Annotated in this window: 14 protein-coding genes; 7 read left to right on the top strand and 7 right to left on the bottom strand. The window is 53.7% G+C overall.

Features of this window, described 5'->3' with window-relative positions; genetic code table 11:
• The first annotated feature begins 625 nt into the window (after positions 1-625).
• From T370_RS25105 to T370_RS23720, 6 genes are all read left to right on the top strand, one after another.
• Positions 626-817: a hypothetical protein gene (locus tag T370_RS25105; RefSeq protein ID WP_156034436.1), complete on the top strand. Its 192-nt coding sequence runs from the start codon at positions 626-628 to the stop codon at positions 815-817.
• A gap of 273 nt (positions 818-1,090) precedes the next feature.
• Positions 1,091-1,774 (top strand): hypothetical protein, encoded by a 684-nt coding sequence (locus tag T370_RS0114715; RefSeq protein WP_029436167.1) that lies wholly within the window; start codon positions 1,091-1,093, stop codon positions 1,772-1,774.
• 9 nt (positions 1,775-1,783) lie between these two features.
• Positions 1,784-3,709, top strand: coding sequence for a DNA topoisomerase 3 (locus T370_RS22980; RefSeq protein WP_051643863.1), 1,926 nt, complete (start codon positions 1,784-1,786; stop codon positions 3,707-3,709).
• The gene (locus tag T370_RS25100; RefSeq protein ID WP_248604268.1) at positions 3,615-4,085 is read left to right on the top strand and encodes a topoisomerase DNA-binding C4 zinc finger domain-containing protein; all 471 of its coding nucleotides are present in this window, start codon (positions 3,615-3,617) and stop codon (positions 4,083-4,085) included. Before T370_RS22980 ends, T370_RS25100 begins: the two co-directional genes overlap by 95 nt.
• 133 nt (positions 4,086-4,218) lie before the next feature.
• A complete protein-coding gene (locus T370_RS23725; protein ID WP_051643862.1) occupies positions 4,219-5,184 on the top strand; it encodes a hypothetical protein in 966 nt (321 codons plus the stop codon).
• 10 nt (positions 5,185-5,194) lie between these two features.
• On the top strand, positions 5,195-5,752 hold the full coding sequence (locus T370_RS23720) for a phage tail protein (RefSeq protein ID WP_051643861.1): 558 nt from the start codon (positions 5,195-5,197) through the stop codon (positions 5,750-5,752).
• 127 nt (positions 5,753-5,879) lie between these two features.
• On the opposite strand, the gene T370_RS25095 is transcribed toward T370_RS23720, so the two are convergent.
• The 7 genes from T370_RS25095 to T370_RS0114660 all read right to left on the bottom strand — a co-directional run bounded on the left by T370_RS25095 (position 5,880) and on the right by T370_RS0114660 (position 11,849).
• The gene (locus tag T370_RS25095; protein ID WP_156034434.1) at positions 5,880-6,308 is read right to left on the bottom strand and encodes a hypothetical protein; all 429 of its coding nucleotides are present in this window, start codon (positions 6,306-6,308) and stop codon (positions 5,880-5,882) included.
• 824 nt (positions 6,309-7,132) lie between these two features.
• Entirely contained in the window at positions 7,133-7,645 is a 513-nt protein-coding gene (gene tsaA / locus T370_RS0114685) for a tRNA (N6-threonylcarbamoyladenosine(37)-N6)-methyltransferase TrmO (protein WP_211250526.1), read from the bottom strand.
• Between the two features lie 40 nt (positions 7,646-7,685).
• Positions 7,686-8,705 carry a biotin synthase BioB gene (locus tag T370_RS0114680; RefSeq protein ID WP_051643860.1) on the bottom strand — a complete coding sequence of 340 codons (1,020 nt, stop codon included), beginning with the start codon at positions 8,703-8,705 and terminating at the stop codon, positions 7,686-7,688.
• Positions 8,706-8,821: 116 nt separating this feature from the next.
• The gene (locus tag T370_RS0114675) at positions 8,822-9,775 is read right to left on the bottom strand and encodes an ABC transporter substrate-binding protein (protein WP_029436162.1); all 954 of its coding nucleotides are present in this window, start codon (positions 9,773-9,775) and stop codon (positions 8,822-8,824) included.
• Positions 9,768-10,562 carry an ABC transporter ATP-binding protein gene (locus T370_RS0114670; RefSeq protein WP_034506625.1) on the bottom strand — a complete coding sequence of 265 codons (795 nt, stop codon included), beginning with the start codon at positions 10,560-10,562 and terminating at the stop codon, positions 9,768-9,770. The genes T370_RS0114675 and T370_RS0114670 overlap by 8 nt, the downstream gene beginning before the upstream one ends.
• Positions 10,552-11,361, bottom strand: coding sequence for an ABC transporter permease (locus T370_RS0114665; protein ID WP_029436160.1), 810 nt, complete (start codon positions 11,359-11,361; stop codon positions 10,552-10,554). Before T370_RS0114665 ends, T370_RS0114670 begins: the two co-directional genes overlap by 11 nt.
• A 65-nt stretch (positions 11,362-11,426) precedes the next feature.
• Entirely contained in the window at positions 11,427-11,849 is a 423-nt protein-coding gene (locus T370_RS0114660) for a C-GCAxxG-C-C family protein (RefSeq protein WP_029436159.1), read from the bottom strand.
• 1,610 nt (positions 11,850-13,459) lie between these two features.
• Here T370_RS0114660 and T370_RS0114655 point away from each other — a divergent pair.
• Positions 13,460-13,858, top strand: coding sequence for a desulfoferrodoxin family protein (locus tag T370_RS0114655; RefSeq protein ID WP_029436158.1), 399 nt, complete (start codon positions 13,460-13,462; stop codon positions 13,856-13,858).
• The last annotated feature ends 2,534 nt before the right edge of the window (positions 13,859-16,392 follow it).

Genomic DNA, 16,392 nt, shown 5'->3' with positions numbered 1-16,392 from the left:
TTTTCGAGATGGCAGCGGAGCCGAGCGAGATCGAGTTTTTTTATAGAGCTAATTTCTCTCTGTTCGAGGTGAGAGAGGTGAAGCTCCCACCTACGGAGTTCGGTTCTTACTCCCTTTTTTGAGTCATCACAAAGAGTTAAAGAATTATAAAGTTGCCAAGCGTCTTTCAGTATTGCCATTTCTTACCTCATGCGGTATATAGAGAAAAATTCGCATGTAGGTAAAAAAAAAGTCTTTGAGAATCAAAGACTAGTAGCTAGAAAGACATACGGCCTTTCACGCCGTCAACAGCGGTTCAAATCCGCTTGGGGACGCCAACAGACATCTGAAGGCGCATCACATACCTCCAAAATTGAGGTTTTGTGGTGCGCCTTTTGTATTATAAGCACCCCGCCCTTGTAAAGCCCTCCCTCCCGGCCCTCAAACCACTCCGCCCCCTTCAGGTACTCTGCGGCCTGTCTCCCTCGGGGCATTCTTCCTCCATATCCAGTCTCTTAAAATTTCTCTTCCCCGTGAAGAATCAAATGACCGTAAGGCTTTGCTTCAGCCCCTCATCATTGCGGCCCCCTGCGCCCGTGGGCTGCTCCCCCCTGCCGCCTTTTTCCATCCAAAAGGAAGGGCAATCATGAGGCCCTACCCAAACCTCCATCCCCTGATCGCCAGGCGGCTCGGCATCCGCATAATGTACTCGCCACCGCTGCGGCCTGCCCGCAGCATGGTCACGCCCATCCGTCCGCTGGTGGTCCGCTGCACTCATAATTTCGCTGGAGCCTTGCTGTACTGTTCGAACCTACGCATGAGACTGAGACGGCGCTGAACGCTGCACCGCTGATCTTCTGAACCGTCAGCTCAGAAAGCAATCCCCCGTTGAGGAATGCATTCCAGATGACGTCTGGCGGCGCATGAGCCGAGAAGACCGTGAGATACCCCGCGCTGCCGCACCAAATGGGTCTAGATCATTGATGACGCCTTGCCCTCCTACTGCCGGACCTACGCTGGCCATGAGTAAACATGGAAGGTCGGCATCAACTACGTTGGCGAACGGCTCAACGGTGGCCACTGGATTGATGAGTAGCCACAAGGGACGGCGATGACTGACGAACAAATCAAAGAACTTTTTGATACAGTACCCGCCGTTGCCGATAGCTGTATCGAATCGCTACGTCCGGCACCCTTCATCCGCTCAATAAGCCGTTGCTGGTCAGCTTCGGTAAACACCGGCCTGATCTGTGGGACAGCCAATCCCAACTATCCCGGCATGACATGGAGGGAACTCCTCGATAAGGGCGAAAAGATGCGGAAAAACATCAGGCTGTTTACGGTGAATCCTGAGTACTACCTGAACCTCGAACAATTCCGTGCCCCCTTCATGAGTTTCTGCTTTCATGACGGCAAAGGCTACGTCGCGGAAGACGGATGCCACCGCGCCTGCATCGCAAAGTTCTTCCTCTATTCGCAACCCTCTCCATTTCTGCACGGCGTTCATCTCACAGAGGTCCAAACGGACGCCCGCATGACGAACCTCTTTTACAGGCTCAAAAAACTTCTTCCCACATGGTGCGCGGCGTTCCCCAACTCACAGGAAGTCACCCGCAATGACGACGCCAAAGGATGGAGCATGTCTTTCTATGGGAACACCCTGCGCATTGAAAACCACCGCAGAAAGGGCTTCAACGCCGACTTTCAGGCCGAAGAACTGGAAGAAGGTCTGCTCCCGGCCCTGCTGAACCCCTTCAAACGCCGTTTCGGAATGTATCGCAACCTTTTGAATTGAGAGGAGTCCATGATCCAACGTCTCTTCATTGCCGAAAAACCGTCACTCGGCAAAGCCATTGCCGCTGAACTCGGCGTCACGCAGACTTGTCAGGGGTATATAGTCTGTGGGAACGACGCCGTGACCTGGTGCTTCGGGCATTTGCTGGAACAGTATGATCCCGATGATTATGATGAAGCATGGAAGCTGTGGCGAAGAAGCTCCCTACCCATGATTCCCCGTGAGTGGCGGCTCAAGCCCAAGGAAAGCACCCGCGCTCAACTTCAGGTAATCAGCAATCTGCTCGGTGAGGCCGCTACGGTCGTCAACACGGGCGACCCGGACAGGGAAGGCCAACTCCTCGTGGATGAAGTCCTCGAACACTTCCGCTACACCGGCCCGGTTCAGCGTATCTGGCTGGCATCCCTCGATTCCCGGTCTATCCAAAAAGCTCTGGCAACACTGAAGGACAACCGGGACTACGCCAATCTCCGGGATTCCGCCCGCGCCCGCTCACAGGCCGACTGGCTCATAGGCATGAACGCCACTCGCGCCATGACGCTCCGGGGCAGGGAATCGGGACGGGATGGCGTGCTGTCGATGGGACGCGTCCAGACGCCCACCCTTGCCCTTGTCGTCAACCGGGATCGGGAAATCGCAGCCTTCACCCCCATTGATTATCTCGTCCTTCAGGCAAGGCTCCAGCACGATGCGGGGACGTTCTCAGCCATCTTCAAGCCTTCGGAAACACAACCCGGACTGGACAGTGAAGGCCGTCTCGTCGATGGGGCCACCGCCCAAGGCATCATGGATGCCGTGCGCGGCAAAAACGGCATCATCACCTCCGTCACACGCGAGAAGAAGAAAAAGCCAGTCCCTCTGCCGCATTGCCTTTCCTCGCTTCAGAAGGCCGCATCCTCCAAGCTCGGCATGACCGCGCAACAGGTTCTGGATACCGCGCAGTCGCTCTATGAAAAGAAGCTGACGACGTATCCGCGTACCGACTGCCGCTATCTGCCCGAAGAGCAGTTCAGTGATGCCGCCCGGATCATTACCGCCCTTTCCGGCGTTTCCGGTCTTGAGGCCGTGACCGCCAAGGCCGATTCCGCCTTGAAAGGCCCCGTCTGGGATACGAAGAAGATTACGGCCCACCACGCGATTATCCCCACCGGCGAAGAGCCCCGGAGCCTCACGGCGCAGGAAAAGGAGCTGTACCTGATGATCGCCGTCCAGTACTTTCTCCAGTTCTATCCCTCCATGCTCTACGAGGCCCAGAAGATTTTGGCCACCATCGTGGAAACGGCATGGGAAGCCCGTGGCCGGATGATCATCGAGCCGGGCTGGACCGGTTTCGCGGCTGAAGAGGACGATGAGGACGCCAAAAAGAAAGAGGCCGAACAGTCGCTGCCGTCCGTCGGCAACAATGACGCCGTACTCTGCGCCGACGTGGACGCCCTCAAAAAGAAGACCACGCCGCCTTCCAGGTTTTCGGAAGGTTCACTGATCGAGGCGATGGCCAACGTCCACCGTTTCGTTTCCGACGCCAAGGCCAAGGCCGTTCTAAAGGAAAATGAGGGCATCGGGACGGAAGCGACACGGGCGAGTATCCTTGAAACTCTCAAGGGCCGTGGGTTCATCACAGCCAGCGGCAAATCCCTTGTGTCCACGCCGCTCGGCCAGTCCCTCATCGACATGCCCCCGGACACGCTCCGCGATCCGGTTACTACGGCCCAATGGGAACAACGCCTTGAAGCCATAACCCGTGGGGAAACCTCTCTGGAAGACTTCATGCGTGAACAGTATGCAGCTCTTCCTTTACTTTTGGCCCCCGTCCTCTCCACCTCTGCCGCACTTCAGCCCGGTGCCTTCCCCTGCCCGAAGTGTGGCAAGGCGTTGCGCCGGCGAATTTTTCTGGAGCTGCTCCGATGCCGATTGCAGGACGTTTTTGCCGGATGAGGACGGTAAACCCGGCAAACCGCGAGAAAGGGCCATACCCTCGGAGTATCCATGCCCCGTCTGCGGTCGCCCCCTTTACTCAGGGAAAAACGATAGGGGGACATATTGGGCTTGCTACAACAAACAAGGGCATCCGGACGGTAACAATGTCTTTCTGCCCGATGACAACGGCACCCCCGGCCAGCCCAAAGAAAAGTCTCCGCGAGTGGTGACGGAGTTTACCTGCCCCGATTGCGGTAAGGCGCTGCTCTACAGGCAAGGCACCAGCAAGGCGGGGAAACCCTATGAAGTCTTTTCCTGCTCCGGCTATCCAAACTGTAAAACGAGCTTTTGGGGGAAGGATGGAAAACCTGACTTTAATAGGAGGCCAAAATGATTTCTTTTTTCAAACTGCTTTTTAAAGAAGACAAGGAATCCATACTTAAAGCGGCCTACAATATACTTTCTATTTAGAGCTCAAAAAAGAAGAAAACAACAAATCCAGATAAATTCATAAACAGGAGAACGCTATGACTCTTATAAAATCTTCCATTCCCTTGACCGTCTACCGCGCCGAATCCCCACTCCTCGCCAACATCACTGGCGACGCGATCAGGCGATTCGCCTTCCGTTCCATCGACAACGTGCCGGAAGAAAAGGCATGTGGATTTGTCAATTGTGATGACATGTTCGATACGGAATGGATCAACTCCATACCGGAAAAAGGGCATTATATGGCTTTTGGCTTCAGGGTGGATGTAAGGCGCATCGCTCCCGCCATTCTGAAAAAACATGTGGCCGCAAAGGTCCGTGAGGAAATCGAGAACTTGCAAACCCAAGGGAAGAAAGCCCTCAGCAAGGGAAGGAAAGGAGAAATCCGGGAGCATTGCAAGAACATGCTGCTTTCCAAAACGGAGCCCCGGCCTTCCATGTATGGTGTGGCCGTGAATATGTCCACTGGTCTTGTCTATGTCGCCAGCACCTCTAAGTCGGTGCTTGAACTTTTTGAAAAATGCATGGAATCGGCCTTTGGCGGAGAACTGGAACGCCTGTACCCGATTGCGCTCTCCGGGACTACTGGCGGCTCGGATCATCCCTTGGAAGACCTCATGAAGGACATTTATGCGGAAAGCATGACGCTTTCCCTCGATGAAAAGACCTACTCCATAGCTGAACAGGAAAAGGTTACGCTTTCCCGGACGGATGGGCCTTCAGTCTCAGTAACAGATGCGCCGGACAGCGCGAGAGCCGGACTGGAATCCGGGCTCTTGCTTACCAGCCTCAAAATCAGGCTTTCCTCAATGCCGGAAGATGAACTGGTGTCCATTTTTACTTTGAACGCGGATTTTAGCTTCAGCGGCCTGAAGACACCGCGCATCCGTAGACAGAAAGGAGAAGACGCCGATCCCGACACGGACTTCCTCCTGAAGATGGGCTTCATCGAAGAGACTGTGACTGCCATGCACTCGCTCTTCCGGCAACATGCAGGCAACTAGGGAGAGCGTCATGAAAAGACTGCTCTTGCTCTTTCTTTTGTGTTTTGGGCTGGCCTTGCCATGGGTGGCTGCTGATGGAACCAGCTTTAATCCTACAACAATTTCTGTCAAAAGCGTGGGGGCTTCGATCCCCGTTGGAACGGTGATTACTTGGCCTTCCAACTCATGGCCTTCTGACAGAGATAACTGGCTGGAATGTAACGGGCAATCCATATCCAGCGCAGTGTATCCGGAACTGACCTCACTTGTGGGTTCGCGGGTGCCGGATTACCGGGGAATTTTCCTGCGAGGCCACGGTTCACAGGTGTCCACCCACTACGGTACCGTGACCCACACCAGCGCAGGTCTGGGGGAACTTCAGGGGGACGCCATACGCAACATATCCGGAACCTTTGGCGGCCATATCGTTGGCTGGAGGGAGGATGGGGGAACGGCCCATTTTACTCCTGGAAAGCAAACGACCGTGCCGCTTCCGGCGGTGAGTGGGGATCAGGCACGTCGTGGGGGCTTGATGCTTCACGAGTTGTCCCCGTCGCCGATGAAAATCGTCCGGTCAATCGAAGCGTGATCTACTTGGTTCGCGCAAAATAATACAGCTTATTCATTGAATTATACGTCTTAATATTGCACGTTACCCGCAGGAATGGAAAACGACCTGTGCTCATCAGGAGCGTAGGTCGTTTTTTCAATTTCAATCACTTTGCACGAATCAAAAAAATTACGGCCTTGTTGATGGGACGGATTTCCGAACTGGTTGGGGTTACGCGAGAAGCATTGAAATAGGCTGAAAAATCAAAATCATGTCCACCGCCATCTCTTATTTCGGTGTTTAACCGATTTCTCCGCACAAAATAATATGCTCCATTTTGAGTAGTAGCAGGAAAATGGCTCCATGAACTCATTGCCCATTCGTTGACTCCCCAGATTTCTCTGATGGAGTCCCCTTGGAGTTCTCCCAAATCCGCACTGGCGTGGGTCACTGTCCCGTAGTGCGTGCTCGTCTGGGAGCCATGGCCACGCAGGAACACGCCCTGGTAATTCGGGACGTTCCCTCCGACAACCCCGACCAGTTCCGGATACACTGACAGGAAGACAGAAAGGGCTTGCTGTACCTTGATTTCCAAGGAATATGTCCGTAGGGTGACGAAGTTCCGCAAGGGACAAAACGGGGCCTCCTCTCCGCAGACAGGCAGGGATGGAAAGGAGGCAAGCTGCCAAAACGACGGATGTACCATCTGCTCAGGCTGGTGACGAAAGCGGCCCTGTGGGGCGCGTTCTCCCGTCTGGCAAGCTGGCTCATGGGTAAAATCCTGAGCTAGAAGGCAAGCCCGATGGAATGAAGCGACCCCCAACAGTGTTTGCCGCACCGTTGGGGGTCTCCATCGGGTAAATTGGGACAACCCTTTTACCGGAAGGGAGGCCCTTGAAGAACCATCCCGTGCCGGGGGTCAGAGTGTAACCAGCACTCTGGCCCTTTCTGTTTTGAAGATAAGGAGTTCGAAGAGATTTGGCAAGTCACCTGGCCCGGATGAGGTAACAAACTGCCCGGTTCACCGGGCGGACTTCACCAACAACCGGAGTTGAGCGAGACGCATAAAAGTTCATTTCACCTGATGGCGCCTTACCCGCGTCATTCATCCATTGATTCCGCCCTTCGTTCCAAAAGGCCAGTGAACCGGACTGGCCCACTTCTCCATCGCGGCTTCGGGGCAGATAGGAAAGCTCTCCCCATATTTCTCGTATTCCATCCCCTTGCAGCTCGCCTACCCCCCGCGCTCCAATGTCCTACCGCGCCATAGTGATAGCTTGTCTGTCCTCCGTATCCCCGGAGGAACACTCCCTGATAATTCGGGACGTCCAACTTTTTTCCACATCAAAAACAATGCCGAACATACTCTTAATAAAAAATATTTCGTTCAGAGTAGAGAGTCGTAAAATAGTTACGCGATCATGCTCCATTTCGACTACCCATTTTATGGGCTTTGGTGTCGTCCACCTCATCCTGCCAGCCATTACGCGTGCCTTCTACGCAGTCTATACGGCGGGAATAGGGTTTGATGTCCAAGAGAGGAGTACCGTCCAGTACGTCGATAGCCTCAATATGGAGTACGTTATCTTCTCGTGACAGTAGCTGTACGATGCTCATGCCGATGGGATTGGGGCGCCCGGGAACGCGGGTGGAGAACAGGCCCCGTTTTGTCTTCTGGATGAAAGGCGCGATCATCATAGGGGAGGGCTCTGCTCTATGGCAGTGATAGAGCAGATAGATGTGCGAATAGCCTTCAAGATCGTTGAGGCCCTCAGTGTATTCCGGAAAAATTTCCACTGTGCCGAGACAGCCTTCAGCGTAGCAGGGCTGAATGGGGCTCTTTGCAGGATCGGTGTGCTCGCTGCGTATGATGCCGATGGGACGGTAATGAAATTCCTCAAGCATGGTTCCCTCCGATGTTTTGGGAGGCAAGGGAGGCTCTTTCGGGGAAAAGAGCCTCTCGGAAAATATGTTATTCAAGCCTGTTGACCATATACCCGGCACTTTGCAAAAGTTCTAGCGCCTCTTTTAGGCCAAAGCCGTTCCAAGCCGTGCCGTGCTCTGTGAGTTCACTGCGCGGTACAGAACCGATTTCGATGGTCACCACATTGGCTCCAGATTGTAGGGAACGTTTTGTCGGCGGCACTACGCAGATATCACGGGTGGAGCTGCCGCCGCAGATACGGCTCACGGCCACCAGCTGGCTCACGCGGGATTCGCTGACAGGCTCCTTGTCCCCAAAAGGCGTTCCTTTGATATTGACGCGGGCCATCACGCCGCTCAGGGCTGCCTTGCAGTCACGGGAGGCTATCAGGCGGTCGGCGATCTCTTCGTTGCCGTGCTCAGGCCCGAGCGGCTCAACCATATGGTAGAGTTCAAGTTCCGAGTCGCACACGGCCGACATGGTGGCCAGACGTGTGGCGGGCTCGAAACGGGTGGTTTCCCCTTCGCCCAAACGCAGGGTGTGATAGACGCCCGTAACGCCCGCGTCCTTCAGTTGCCGGGCCTTTTCCGCGTCGAGTTCGCCGGTATTGACCACTAGCGCGTAATCGCCGGGGACTTCGGCGCGCACCTTGCGTGCCAGCGCCATCAGGCGTTCAACGCTGTAAAATTCGGTCGTCCGGAGTGTGAACCATGACACCCCACCGCTCACGGACAAGCGGGCTGTCTTCACCACATCCTCATCCGGCCATTCGGACTCGTCTTTGATGAGGCCCCACTTCTCACCGAAGGAACAGAACTCACAGTTCATGGGGCAGGCTCGCCGATCGATGCCCACGGCACTCCAAACACGGCCCGTATTACCGGTGAGCTCAATGGCCATTTCCTGCGCTTTCTTCCGCATCAGTTCGCTTTGCGGAGAATCAGGTGGTGTTTCAAGGAGGTAGAGTATCTCTTCACGAGAGGGTTCTCCGCCGCGCATGGTGCGGGCGGAGAGCTCGTTGAGGAAGACAGAGAAGGCTTCCAGAGTATCGGCTGGGCGTGTGAACATGGTTTCTCCATACGGTTGCGCAGATGGCAAAGGGCATTGGGGGCGAAAAAGCTGAGAGCCATGCACGGAAAGGGATATACCCCGTACAGGATTCTCAGCTCTTCGGGCCGGAAGGGTTACTTCACGAAGTCGGTCGGGGCCATGCCCCGGATGTCCGGGACCTTCTTCAGGCGACCGATGCTGTTCAGGAAATTTGCGGTCTGTTCGAGGCTGGCCACGATACCGTCATCGAGGCGGACTTCCCACGCCAGCTTGCGAAGGGTACGCTGCTCCACCTTGGCGGGGGTCCCGGTGGAAGCGCTGAGCTCAGTACCGGCTGTGTCGGGATCGGCCTTGATGTAATCCACACCCTTACGGGTACCTTCAACAAGGGCCTTCAAGGCTTCTGGGTGGGCGTCCGCAAATGACTTGGTGGCGACCATCATCAGAGGGTAGTCGTTGCCAAGTCCGTGCAGGGTAGTCAGCAGGCGGGAGCCGGGGACCTTGTCCAACGCCAAAGAGGGAGCCGGTTCAGAGGCGGCAACCGCATCGATGGAGCCGCTGATGAGGGCTTCGACGAGGTTCTTCTGGGGAGTGTTCACCAGTTTGACCGAGGAGGATAAGCCATGCTTTTCAAGGAAGCGATGGATGCCGCCATGCGTGCTCGAGCCGAAGTGAACGCCGATGCGTTTGCCCGCCAGATCTTCGATGGCCTTGATGCCGGACTTTTCGGAAACGATGATGGAGTGCATGTCCTCACCGCCGCCGTAAGAGCAGACCAGCACGCAGGGACGGGCGGAAGCCAGTGCGATGATGGCGGGGACATCGCCCATGACGGCCACATCCGCGCTGCCGCTGACCACGGCTTCAGCGGCGGCAATGCCTGTGCTCATGCCCAAATCGATGGCTTTGAATTCCACGCCGGGAGCTGAAAGCCAGCCTTTCTTGAGGGCGAGGATCTGCGGGGCGTATTGTACCTTGGCAGTGTAGGCGAGACGGCAGGTGGTCTCGGCGGAAACGGGAGCACCGCACAGAACCACGGCAATGGCGCACATGAGAGCGGCGGCAAAGAAGGCATGGAGCTTACGCATCAGGATTCTCCTCTAATTGAAGGTTGCAGGCGTCTGCGCCGAGATCCTGCGCCAGACGTCCGGATATTTCTTTCAATTTCGCATTATTGCGAGATCTTGTCCGAGGAATGTCGACCGTAAGGACGCGTTTCAGCCCCTGCGGCGGCGGGTACAGCAGGGCGACGCGGTCCGCCATATACACGGCCTCGTCCAGATTATGCGTAACCAGAATGACGGTCCAACCGTGGCATTCCCACAGTTGCAGCAGCTCGTCCTGAAGCCTGATGCGCGTGATGGCATCCAGCGAGGCGAAGGGCTCATCCAGCAGAAGGATGTCAGGCCGCAGAACCAATGCTCGGGCCAGTGCCACTCGCTGGCACATGCCGCCGGACAGCGACGCGGGGTAAGCCTGAGAGAAATCGGAGAGCCCGACCATGTTCAGGGCATATTCCACCCGGGTTTGGCGATCTTTTGCAGGGAGCTTCCGCCTGTGCAGACCGTAGGCCACGTTTTCGAAAGCCGTGAACCACGGGAAAAGGGCGTGCTTTTGGAACACGACCACACGATCCGGGCCGGGGCCATGCAGGGGATTGCCGTCTTTCAGGATGGTGCCTTCGGTGGGTGGAAAGAATCCGGCGATGAGGTTGATAAGCGTGGATTTGCCGCCGCCGCTCGGGCCAGCCACGGCAAGGAATTCGCCTCGTCGCACGGTCAGCTCGGATACGTGCAGGGCTTCGAGCTGCCCGCGCCCTGACGGGCCGGGGAATGACTTGCGTACGCCGGCAAGATACAGGATGTCAGCGTTCATGGCTCATCTCCCAGCGTTTGATGGTACGGCGTTCAAGGGGCAGAAGTATGAGGCGTTCAAGGCCCAGTCCGATGAGGGCGATGATAATGATGCAGACGAAGGCGGACACATAGTCCATGGTCCAGCGGGACTGGATGATGGCAAAACCTAGGCCTTCGCCGGAGCCGACCACCATCTCGGCGGCGACAAGCACGCGCCATGACACCCCCAACGCGATACGCGTGCCGCTCAGGATATGCGGGAGGGCGCTGGGCAAATAGACGCTGCGCAGCAGACCCCAGAAGCCATAGCCGCACATGAGCCCGACGCGGACATGATCGGTATCCGCGCTGGAGAAGCCCATGGCCGCCGAAACCGCAATGACGGGAAAGGTCGTCAGCACGATGATGGCGAGCGTGGAAGCCGGGCTGAGTCCGAAGAGCAGGATGACCACCGGGACCCATGCCAGCCCGGGGATGAGCTGAAGCACCTCAACAGTAGGCATGCTCACCGCGCGGAACAGCGGGCACCAGAACGCGGCGAAGGCATAGGCGATACCGGCCCCGTAGGCCAGAACGAAACCGGAAACCCAGCGGGCGCAGCTCGCCAGCGTGTGTTCGTAGATGGTGAAGTCCAGAAAGGGCGAGCCGCCCATGAGCTGCACAAGGCCGATAGCGCAGTCAAAAGGTGTGGGAAAGGGAATACCGCGCATGGACTGCACGGTGAGAGCGACAATCTCCCAAAGCCCCAGCCCGAACAGCGCAGCCCCGGCCACCCGCATCAGGTTCGAGCGCAGCCTGTCGCGACGGGCGCAGGGCATGCCCGCCGGGGGATGCGCTATCAAACGTTCGCCCCCAGCCGGACAATTCCGCCTGCAGGGCACGGCTATACCTTCTCCTCAAGCATTTCTTTTAGTATAGTACAGGTATCCTCGATCATGGGTGCGCAAATGGTGGCAAAGAGGCCAGCCTCCGCAGCTTCTTTCATAGCTGTCGACGTGGCGGCAATGTCGGTCTTCAGGATAGCTTTGCAGGTAAGGCCGCCCCAGCGTTCCACAAAGCGTTTTTCGAATTCGCTGCTTTTTTCCTGAAGAACGGCAGCCATTTTCTCTGCGTCTTCCATGCTTTCTGGAGCATGGCGGAGCCCGAGCACCAACAGGGCGGCAGCGACACAGCCGCAGGTCTCGGCATGGCCCAGACCGCAGCCAAAGGGCGCGCTCATCCCTAGAGCCTGTTTTTCAGTGATGCCAAGATGTTCTGCAAAAATACGGCATATCTTCTGTGCGCATCGTCCATAGCTGACCATCATTGTCGTTCCCCTTGCATGGAGGTGAAAAGATCCTACCAGACTTAGTCTAGTAGAGAGCCAATTTGTATGGAAGCAACCCATTTTTTGAGGCTCGCCAGTGTCGACGAACCAATGAGAGAAGACCAGCGCAAAGATTGTTTATTGTAATTTCTTCCAGAGTACACGGCCATGGGCTGACTTGTTTTTACTTTTGCATGAAGGGGATGCTACTTCATTGCCAAGGTGGAATCGCATGAAAATGGTGCTATCCCATACGTGCTAAATTGCATATAAATATAATTGTTACAGAATGTTATAGAGTATGGAATGTTCATTCGGCATGTGCGTCGAGTAGCTTGGGAAGAGCGATGTTTGACTAGATCTAATATGTGATATATCTAATGCGAGTATGTGACCCTTGTCAAGGGGGCACTAGGTTTTAGGATTCATCCATTATCAAAATGTGCGCAAGGGGGCCTTATGGCTCCAAGAGGTGATCTATGGGTGCTCTCTTTTACCTTTCCTACAAGCAGTTTGAGGGATCAAACCATATTTTCTTCTGCCCCATGGGGTCCCGCGTGTTGACGCGCTGCTCGTAAATGGAGTTATTTTTGCCATAACACATGCCCTCCAATGGAAAGAAGTTCTGCGCGAATATCCTGTCGATGGTTCCTGATGAAGGTCAAGAAGCTATCTTTGATTCCGAGATCGAAGCAATCAGTGTAATAAAAGCTTTCCGTTTTCGATGAAATACCTTGTGATTATTAGTTTAGATATATACTATATTGAATTAGCAGTTTTTTTAAAAAGGCCTGCCCAGGATTTCCCGGGCAGGCCTTTTTATATTCAGGAGGAGCAGATGGAATTGTTTTGTTCAGAGTAGATACGCAAATTAGCGCAGGCACTCATCAAGGTTCAGAAACAGCTCCAACCAGTAACCAAGGATGCAAATGGTATCCCCTTGCAGCTTACCTGGTCACAGACAATCCATTATGCTTCTCTCATGGGCAAGTTGTGCTCATCATAACCGGGAATTGTTCCAAAATCACTCGCGTATCAAAACAAACTGTGCCGTTTAAGAAACACATTGGGCGGACATTAAAAGTAAAGAACTGCTTTTGTCATAATCAAGGCGTTGCCGAGGATAACTGGTCACATTTGCGGCAACATACCAATAAGTTTCATATAAAAAGCAAATATTCAATATGTTACACAGACTATTATTTTGATTTCATTTCAGTTTCAATAAAAATACTTGTGTGGTATAATTTATGCATATAAATAGTATAATTGTAACTCTCTACCTCAAAAAACTGGAACAAAAATAAATTCCGGAGTCGCTTATACTATTCAGCGAATGTCTATCAAGGACTTCTTGGCCTTCATACTACTGTTTTTTCTATTTATCATATTGGTCTAACTCTAGAAAAAGGAGATTGCCTTGGCACTTTGTCCCGCCTACATTCATTTGGTTAGATTGAAGATAATTTCAATAATACCATTTAAATGGACAGCTGGATTGGACATCCATATCTCACTATGGAATGAGGATGCTCTTTTACATGTTCAAATTTAGAACAGGTTCACTTGAAAATGTAACCTTTTTAACCATTTTTTTGATGGAGGGTATTATGTCTGAACAGTTTTCCATCTACCGTTGCAACGAATGCGGCTGCATGATCGAGATCATCAAGCCTGGCAAAGATACGCCCAGTTGCTGCGGCAAGGCCATGGAGACGCTGGAGTACAACACCGACGAGGCTGTCCAGAAAAAGCATACCCTTTCTGTGGTCGGCGACAGCGATAACCACAGCATCGTCCGAGTAGGTGGTATGGGTGGTCATCCCATGAAGAAAGACCATGCCATCGAATGGGTTGAAATCATCAGTTTTTGCGGGGCGCATCATCGCCGCTTCCTGGAGGCTGACGACGAGCCGGAATCATGGTTCCTCCCCCCAGTCGAGCATGTGATGAAAGCCCGCGCCTACTGTGGAAAGCACGGCCTGTGGAAATGGGAAAAGAAAGATTGATTTGAGAGTATATTACTCAGGATAATCTATCTACGTTATATTACAGAGAGCGAACCTGCCCCAAAAATCAGACTGAACAGACTGTTATGGGAGGAGGTTCGTTGAAATTGACAAAATGGAAATACATGAATCGGTCTCCCCCAAAGGGTGCGCACCCTTTGGGAAGACCGCATCTTTTCTGAAACCAGAGTAGCAAGGAGGAGATTATTCTCGTCAGGAAACAGATATACTAGGTGTACTTACACCTAGCTCTACGCTCCAGTGTCCTTACAACACCATTGTAATAACTGATCTGCCCTCCGTATCTCTGAGGAACCGTTCCGCGTAATTCAAGGTGTATACCCTATACTCCCTAACCAATTACGAGTTCTCTGGCATGGAAAGAATAACAGCTTAAAATATAAGCTAAACACGAAAAAATTCTCTCGATGCGGTTAGGCAACACATCAATACATAAATATGTATTGATGTGTTTTCGTATGAAAAGCAAAAAATAATCCTTTGATAGAACCAGTCTTGGAAGCCTTGCCATGGGCAACGTACCTGTGTGCTTTCCGGGCCGGGACTTTCCTACTCAGTCACCAGCGGGGGACTACAAGGAGTTCCATGCCACATGTACGGATTCATCCGTATGCGGGCAAAGGCCGCTGTTTGGGTTGCCCTTGTCCGGCTGTTTAATTGGCTGTGGGATACTTTCCTAGGCTAGCAACAGCCCGCTAGACAAAGCAAAGCCCCAACAGTGAGCAAGACTGTTGGGGCTTGTCTAGTGGGAAAACATCTGTTTTGTCACCAGGGGAGTCCCGAAAAAGACCCCGCGCAATGGGACGGTAGGTGTTGACGCACTTGCCGTCCCTCTTGCTTTTTAAGATCAGGACTTTCGAACAATTTGGCAAGTCACCGCGCCCGGATGAGGTAGCGAACTGCGCGGTTCACCGGACGGATTTCACCAACAACCGGAGTTGAGCGAGACGCATAAAAGTTCATTGCACCTGATGGTGCCTTACCCGCGTCATTCATCCATTGATTCCGCCCTTCGTTCCAAAAGGCCAGTGAACCGGACTGCCCCACTTCTCCATCGCGGCTTCGGGGCAGATAGGAAAGCTCTCCCCATATTTCTCGTATTCCATCCCCTTGCAGCTCGCCTAGCCTCGCGCTCCAATGTCCTCCGCGCCATAGTGATAGCTTGTCTGTCCTCCGTATCCCCGGAGGAACACGCCCTGATAATTCCGATGAGCGCGACCAGTTCCGGATACACTGACAGGGAGACAGAAAGAGCTTGCTGTACCTTGATTTCTGGGGGATATGTCCGTAGGGTGCCGAAGTCCCGCAAGGGGCAATACGGGGCCTCCTCTCCGCAGGCAGGGATGGAAAGGAGGCAAGTTGCCAAGCAAACGGCGGATGTACCATCTACTCAGGCTGGTGACGAAAGCGGCCCTGTGGGGCGCGTTCTCCCGTCTGGCAAGCTGGCTCATGGTAAAATCCTGAGCTAAAAGCAAACCCGATGGAATGAAGCGACCCCCGACAGTGCTGCGAACACCGTTGGGGGTCTCCATCGGGTAAATTGGGGTAACCCTTTTACCGGAGGGGAGGCCCTTAAAGAACCATCCCATGCCGGGGGTCAGAGTGTTGTCGCACTCTGGCCCTTTCTGTTTTGAAGAATAAGGAGTTCGAAGAGATTTGGCAAGTCACTTGGCCCGGATGAAGTAGCGAACTGCGCGGTTCACCGGGCGGACTTCACCAACAACCGGCGTAACACGAGAGGCATAAAAGTCTATTCCTCCCCAATAATGATTCCCAGACCCTCCGTATTTCCAGTCATAGTTTTGGCCTCCTATGACACCGAATCCCCCCGAAGCACTTCCTATTCCGTGTTGCCCCCCTGTATAGAAAGAGGCCGAAATCTCCCGAATACCATCACCCTGAAGCTGGCCAAGCGCCACGCTGGAATGTGTCACGGTTCCATAGTGCGTACTTGTTTGAGAACCCAGACCTCGCAAAAAGATGCCCCGATAATCGGGCACTCGTGAACCCACAAGTGCAGCCAGTTCCGGATACACTGGCATTGAAAGAATAACAGCTTAAAATATAAACAAAATTTTAGAGAATATTCTCGGTATGCTTAGGCAATATGTCAATACATAAGTACATATTCATATAAATATGTACTTATGTATTTTTTATATGAAAAACGAAAATAATCCTTCGGCACAGCCAGGCTTGGAAGCCTTGCCATAGGAGGCGTACCTGTGTACTTTCCGGGACGGGACTTCCCTACTCAGTCACCAGCGGGGGACTACAAGGAGGTTCCATGTCACCATGTACGGATTCCGTATGCTAGCAAAGGCCGCTGTTTGGACTGCCCTTGTTCGGCTGTTCGCGAGTTGAGGGACGAGTTCCTGAGCAAGAACCAGCCCATTGGATAAAGCAAGCCCCTAACAGTGGCAGACTGTTAGGGGCCGTGCAGTGGAAAATACCAAGTTTCTACTTAGGGGAATCCCCAAAAAGCTCCCTCGCACTGGAGCGGCAGGTATTAG

Origin of the sequence: Bilophila wadsworthia ATCC 49260, assembly GCF_000701705.1 — a bacterium.
Lineage (GTDB): Bacteria > Desulfobacterota > Desulfovibrionia > Desulfovibrionales > Desulfovibrionaceae > Bilophila > Bilophila wadsworthia.
The sequence above is the reverse complement of the archived record's forward strand: the minus strand, read 5'-3'. Positions and strand labels throughout refer to the sequence as shown.

Excerpts from the sequence above, each read along its gene's own strand:
- T370_RS25105 (WP_156034436.1), top strand. The coding sequence starts at position 626 with ATGAGGCCCTACCCAAACCTCCATCCCCTGATCGCCAGGCGGCTCGGC.
- T370_RS0114715 (WP_029436167.1), top strand. The coding sequence starts at position 1,091 with ATGACTGACGAACAAATCAAAGAACTTTTTGATACAGTACCCGCCGTT.
- T370_RS22980 (WP_051643863.1), top strand. The coding sequence starts at position 1,784 with ATGATCCAACGTCTCTTCATTGCCGAAAAACCGTCACTCGGCAAAGCC.
- T370_RS23725 (WP_051643862.1), top strand. The coding sequence starts at position 4,219 with ATGACTCTTATAAAATCTTCCATTCCCTTGACCGTCTACCGCGCCGAA.
- T370_RS23720 (WP_051643861.1), top strand. The coding sequence starts at position 5,195 with ATGAAAAGACTGCTCTTGCTCTTTCTTTTGTGTTTTGGGCTGGCCTTG.
- T370_RS0114680 (WP_051643860.1), bottom strand. The coding sequence starts at position 8,705 with ATGTTCACACGCCCAGCCGATACTCTGGAAGCCTTCTCTGTCTTCCTC.
- T370_RS0114675 (WP_029436162.1), bottom strand. The coding sequence starts at position 9,775 with ATGCGTAAGCTCCATGCCTTCTTTGCCGCCGCTCTCATGTGCGCCATT.
- T370_RS0114670 (WP_034506625.1), bottom strand. The coding sequence starts at position 10,562 with ATGAACGCTGACATCCTGTATCTTGCCGGCGTACGCAAGTCATTCCCC.
- T370_RS0114665 (WP_029436160.1), bottom strand. The coding sequence starts at position 11,361 with ATGCCCTGCGCCCGTCGCGACAGGCTGCGCTCGAACCTGATGCGGGTG.
- T370_RS0114660 (WP_029436159.1), bottom strand. The coding sequence starts at position 11,849 with ATGATGGTCAGCTATGGACGATGCGCACAGAAGATATGCCGTATTTTT.
- T370_RS0114655 (WP_029436158.1), top strand. The coding sequence starts at position 13,460 with ATGTCTGAACAGTTTTCCATCTACCGTTGCAACGAATGCGGCTGCATG.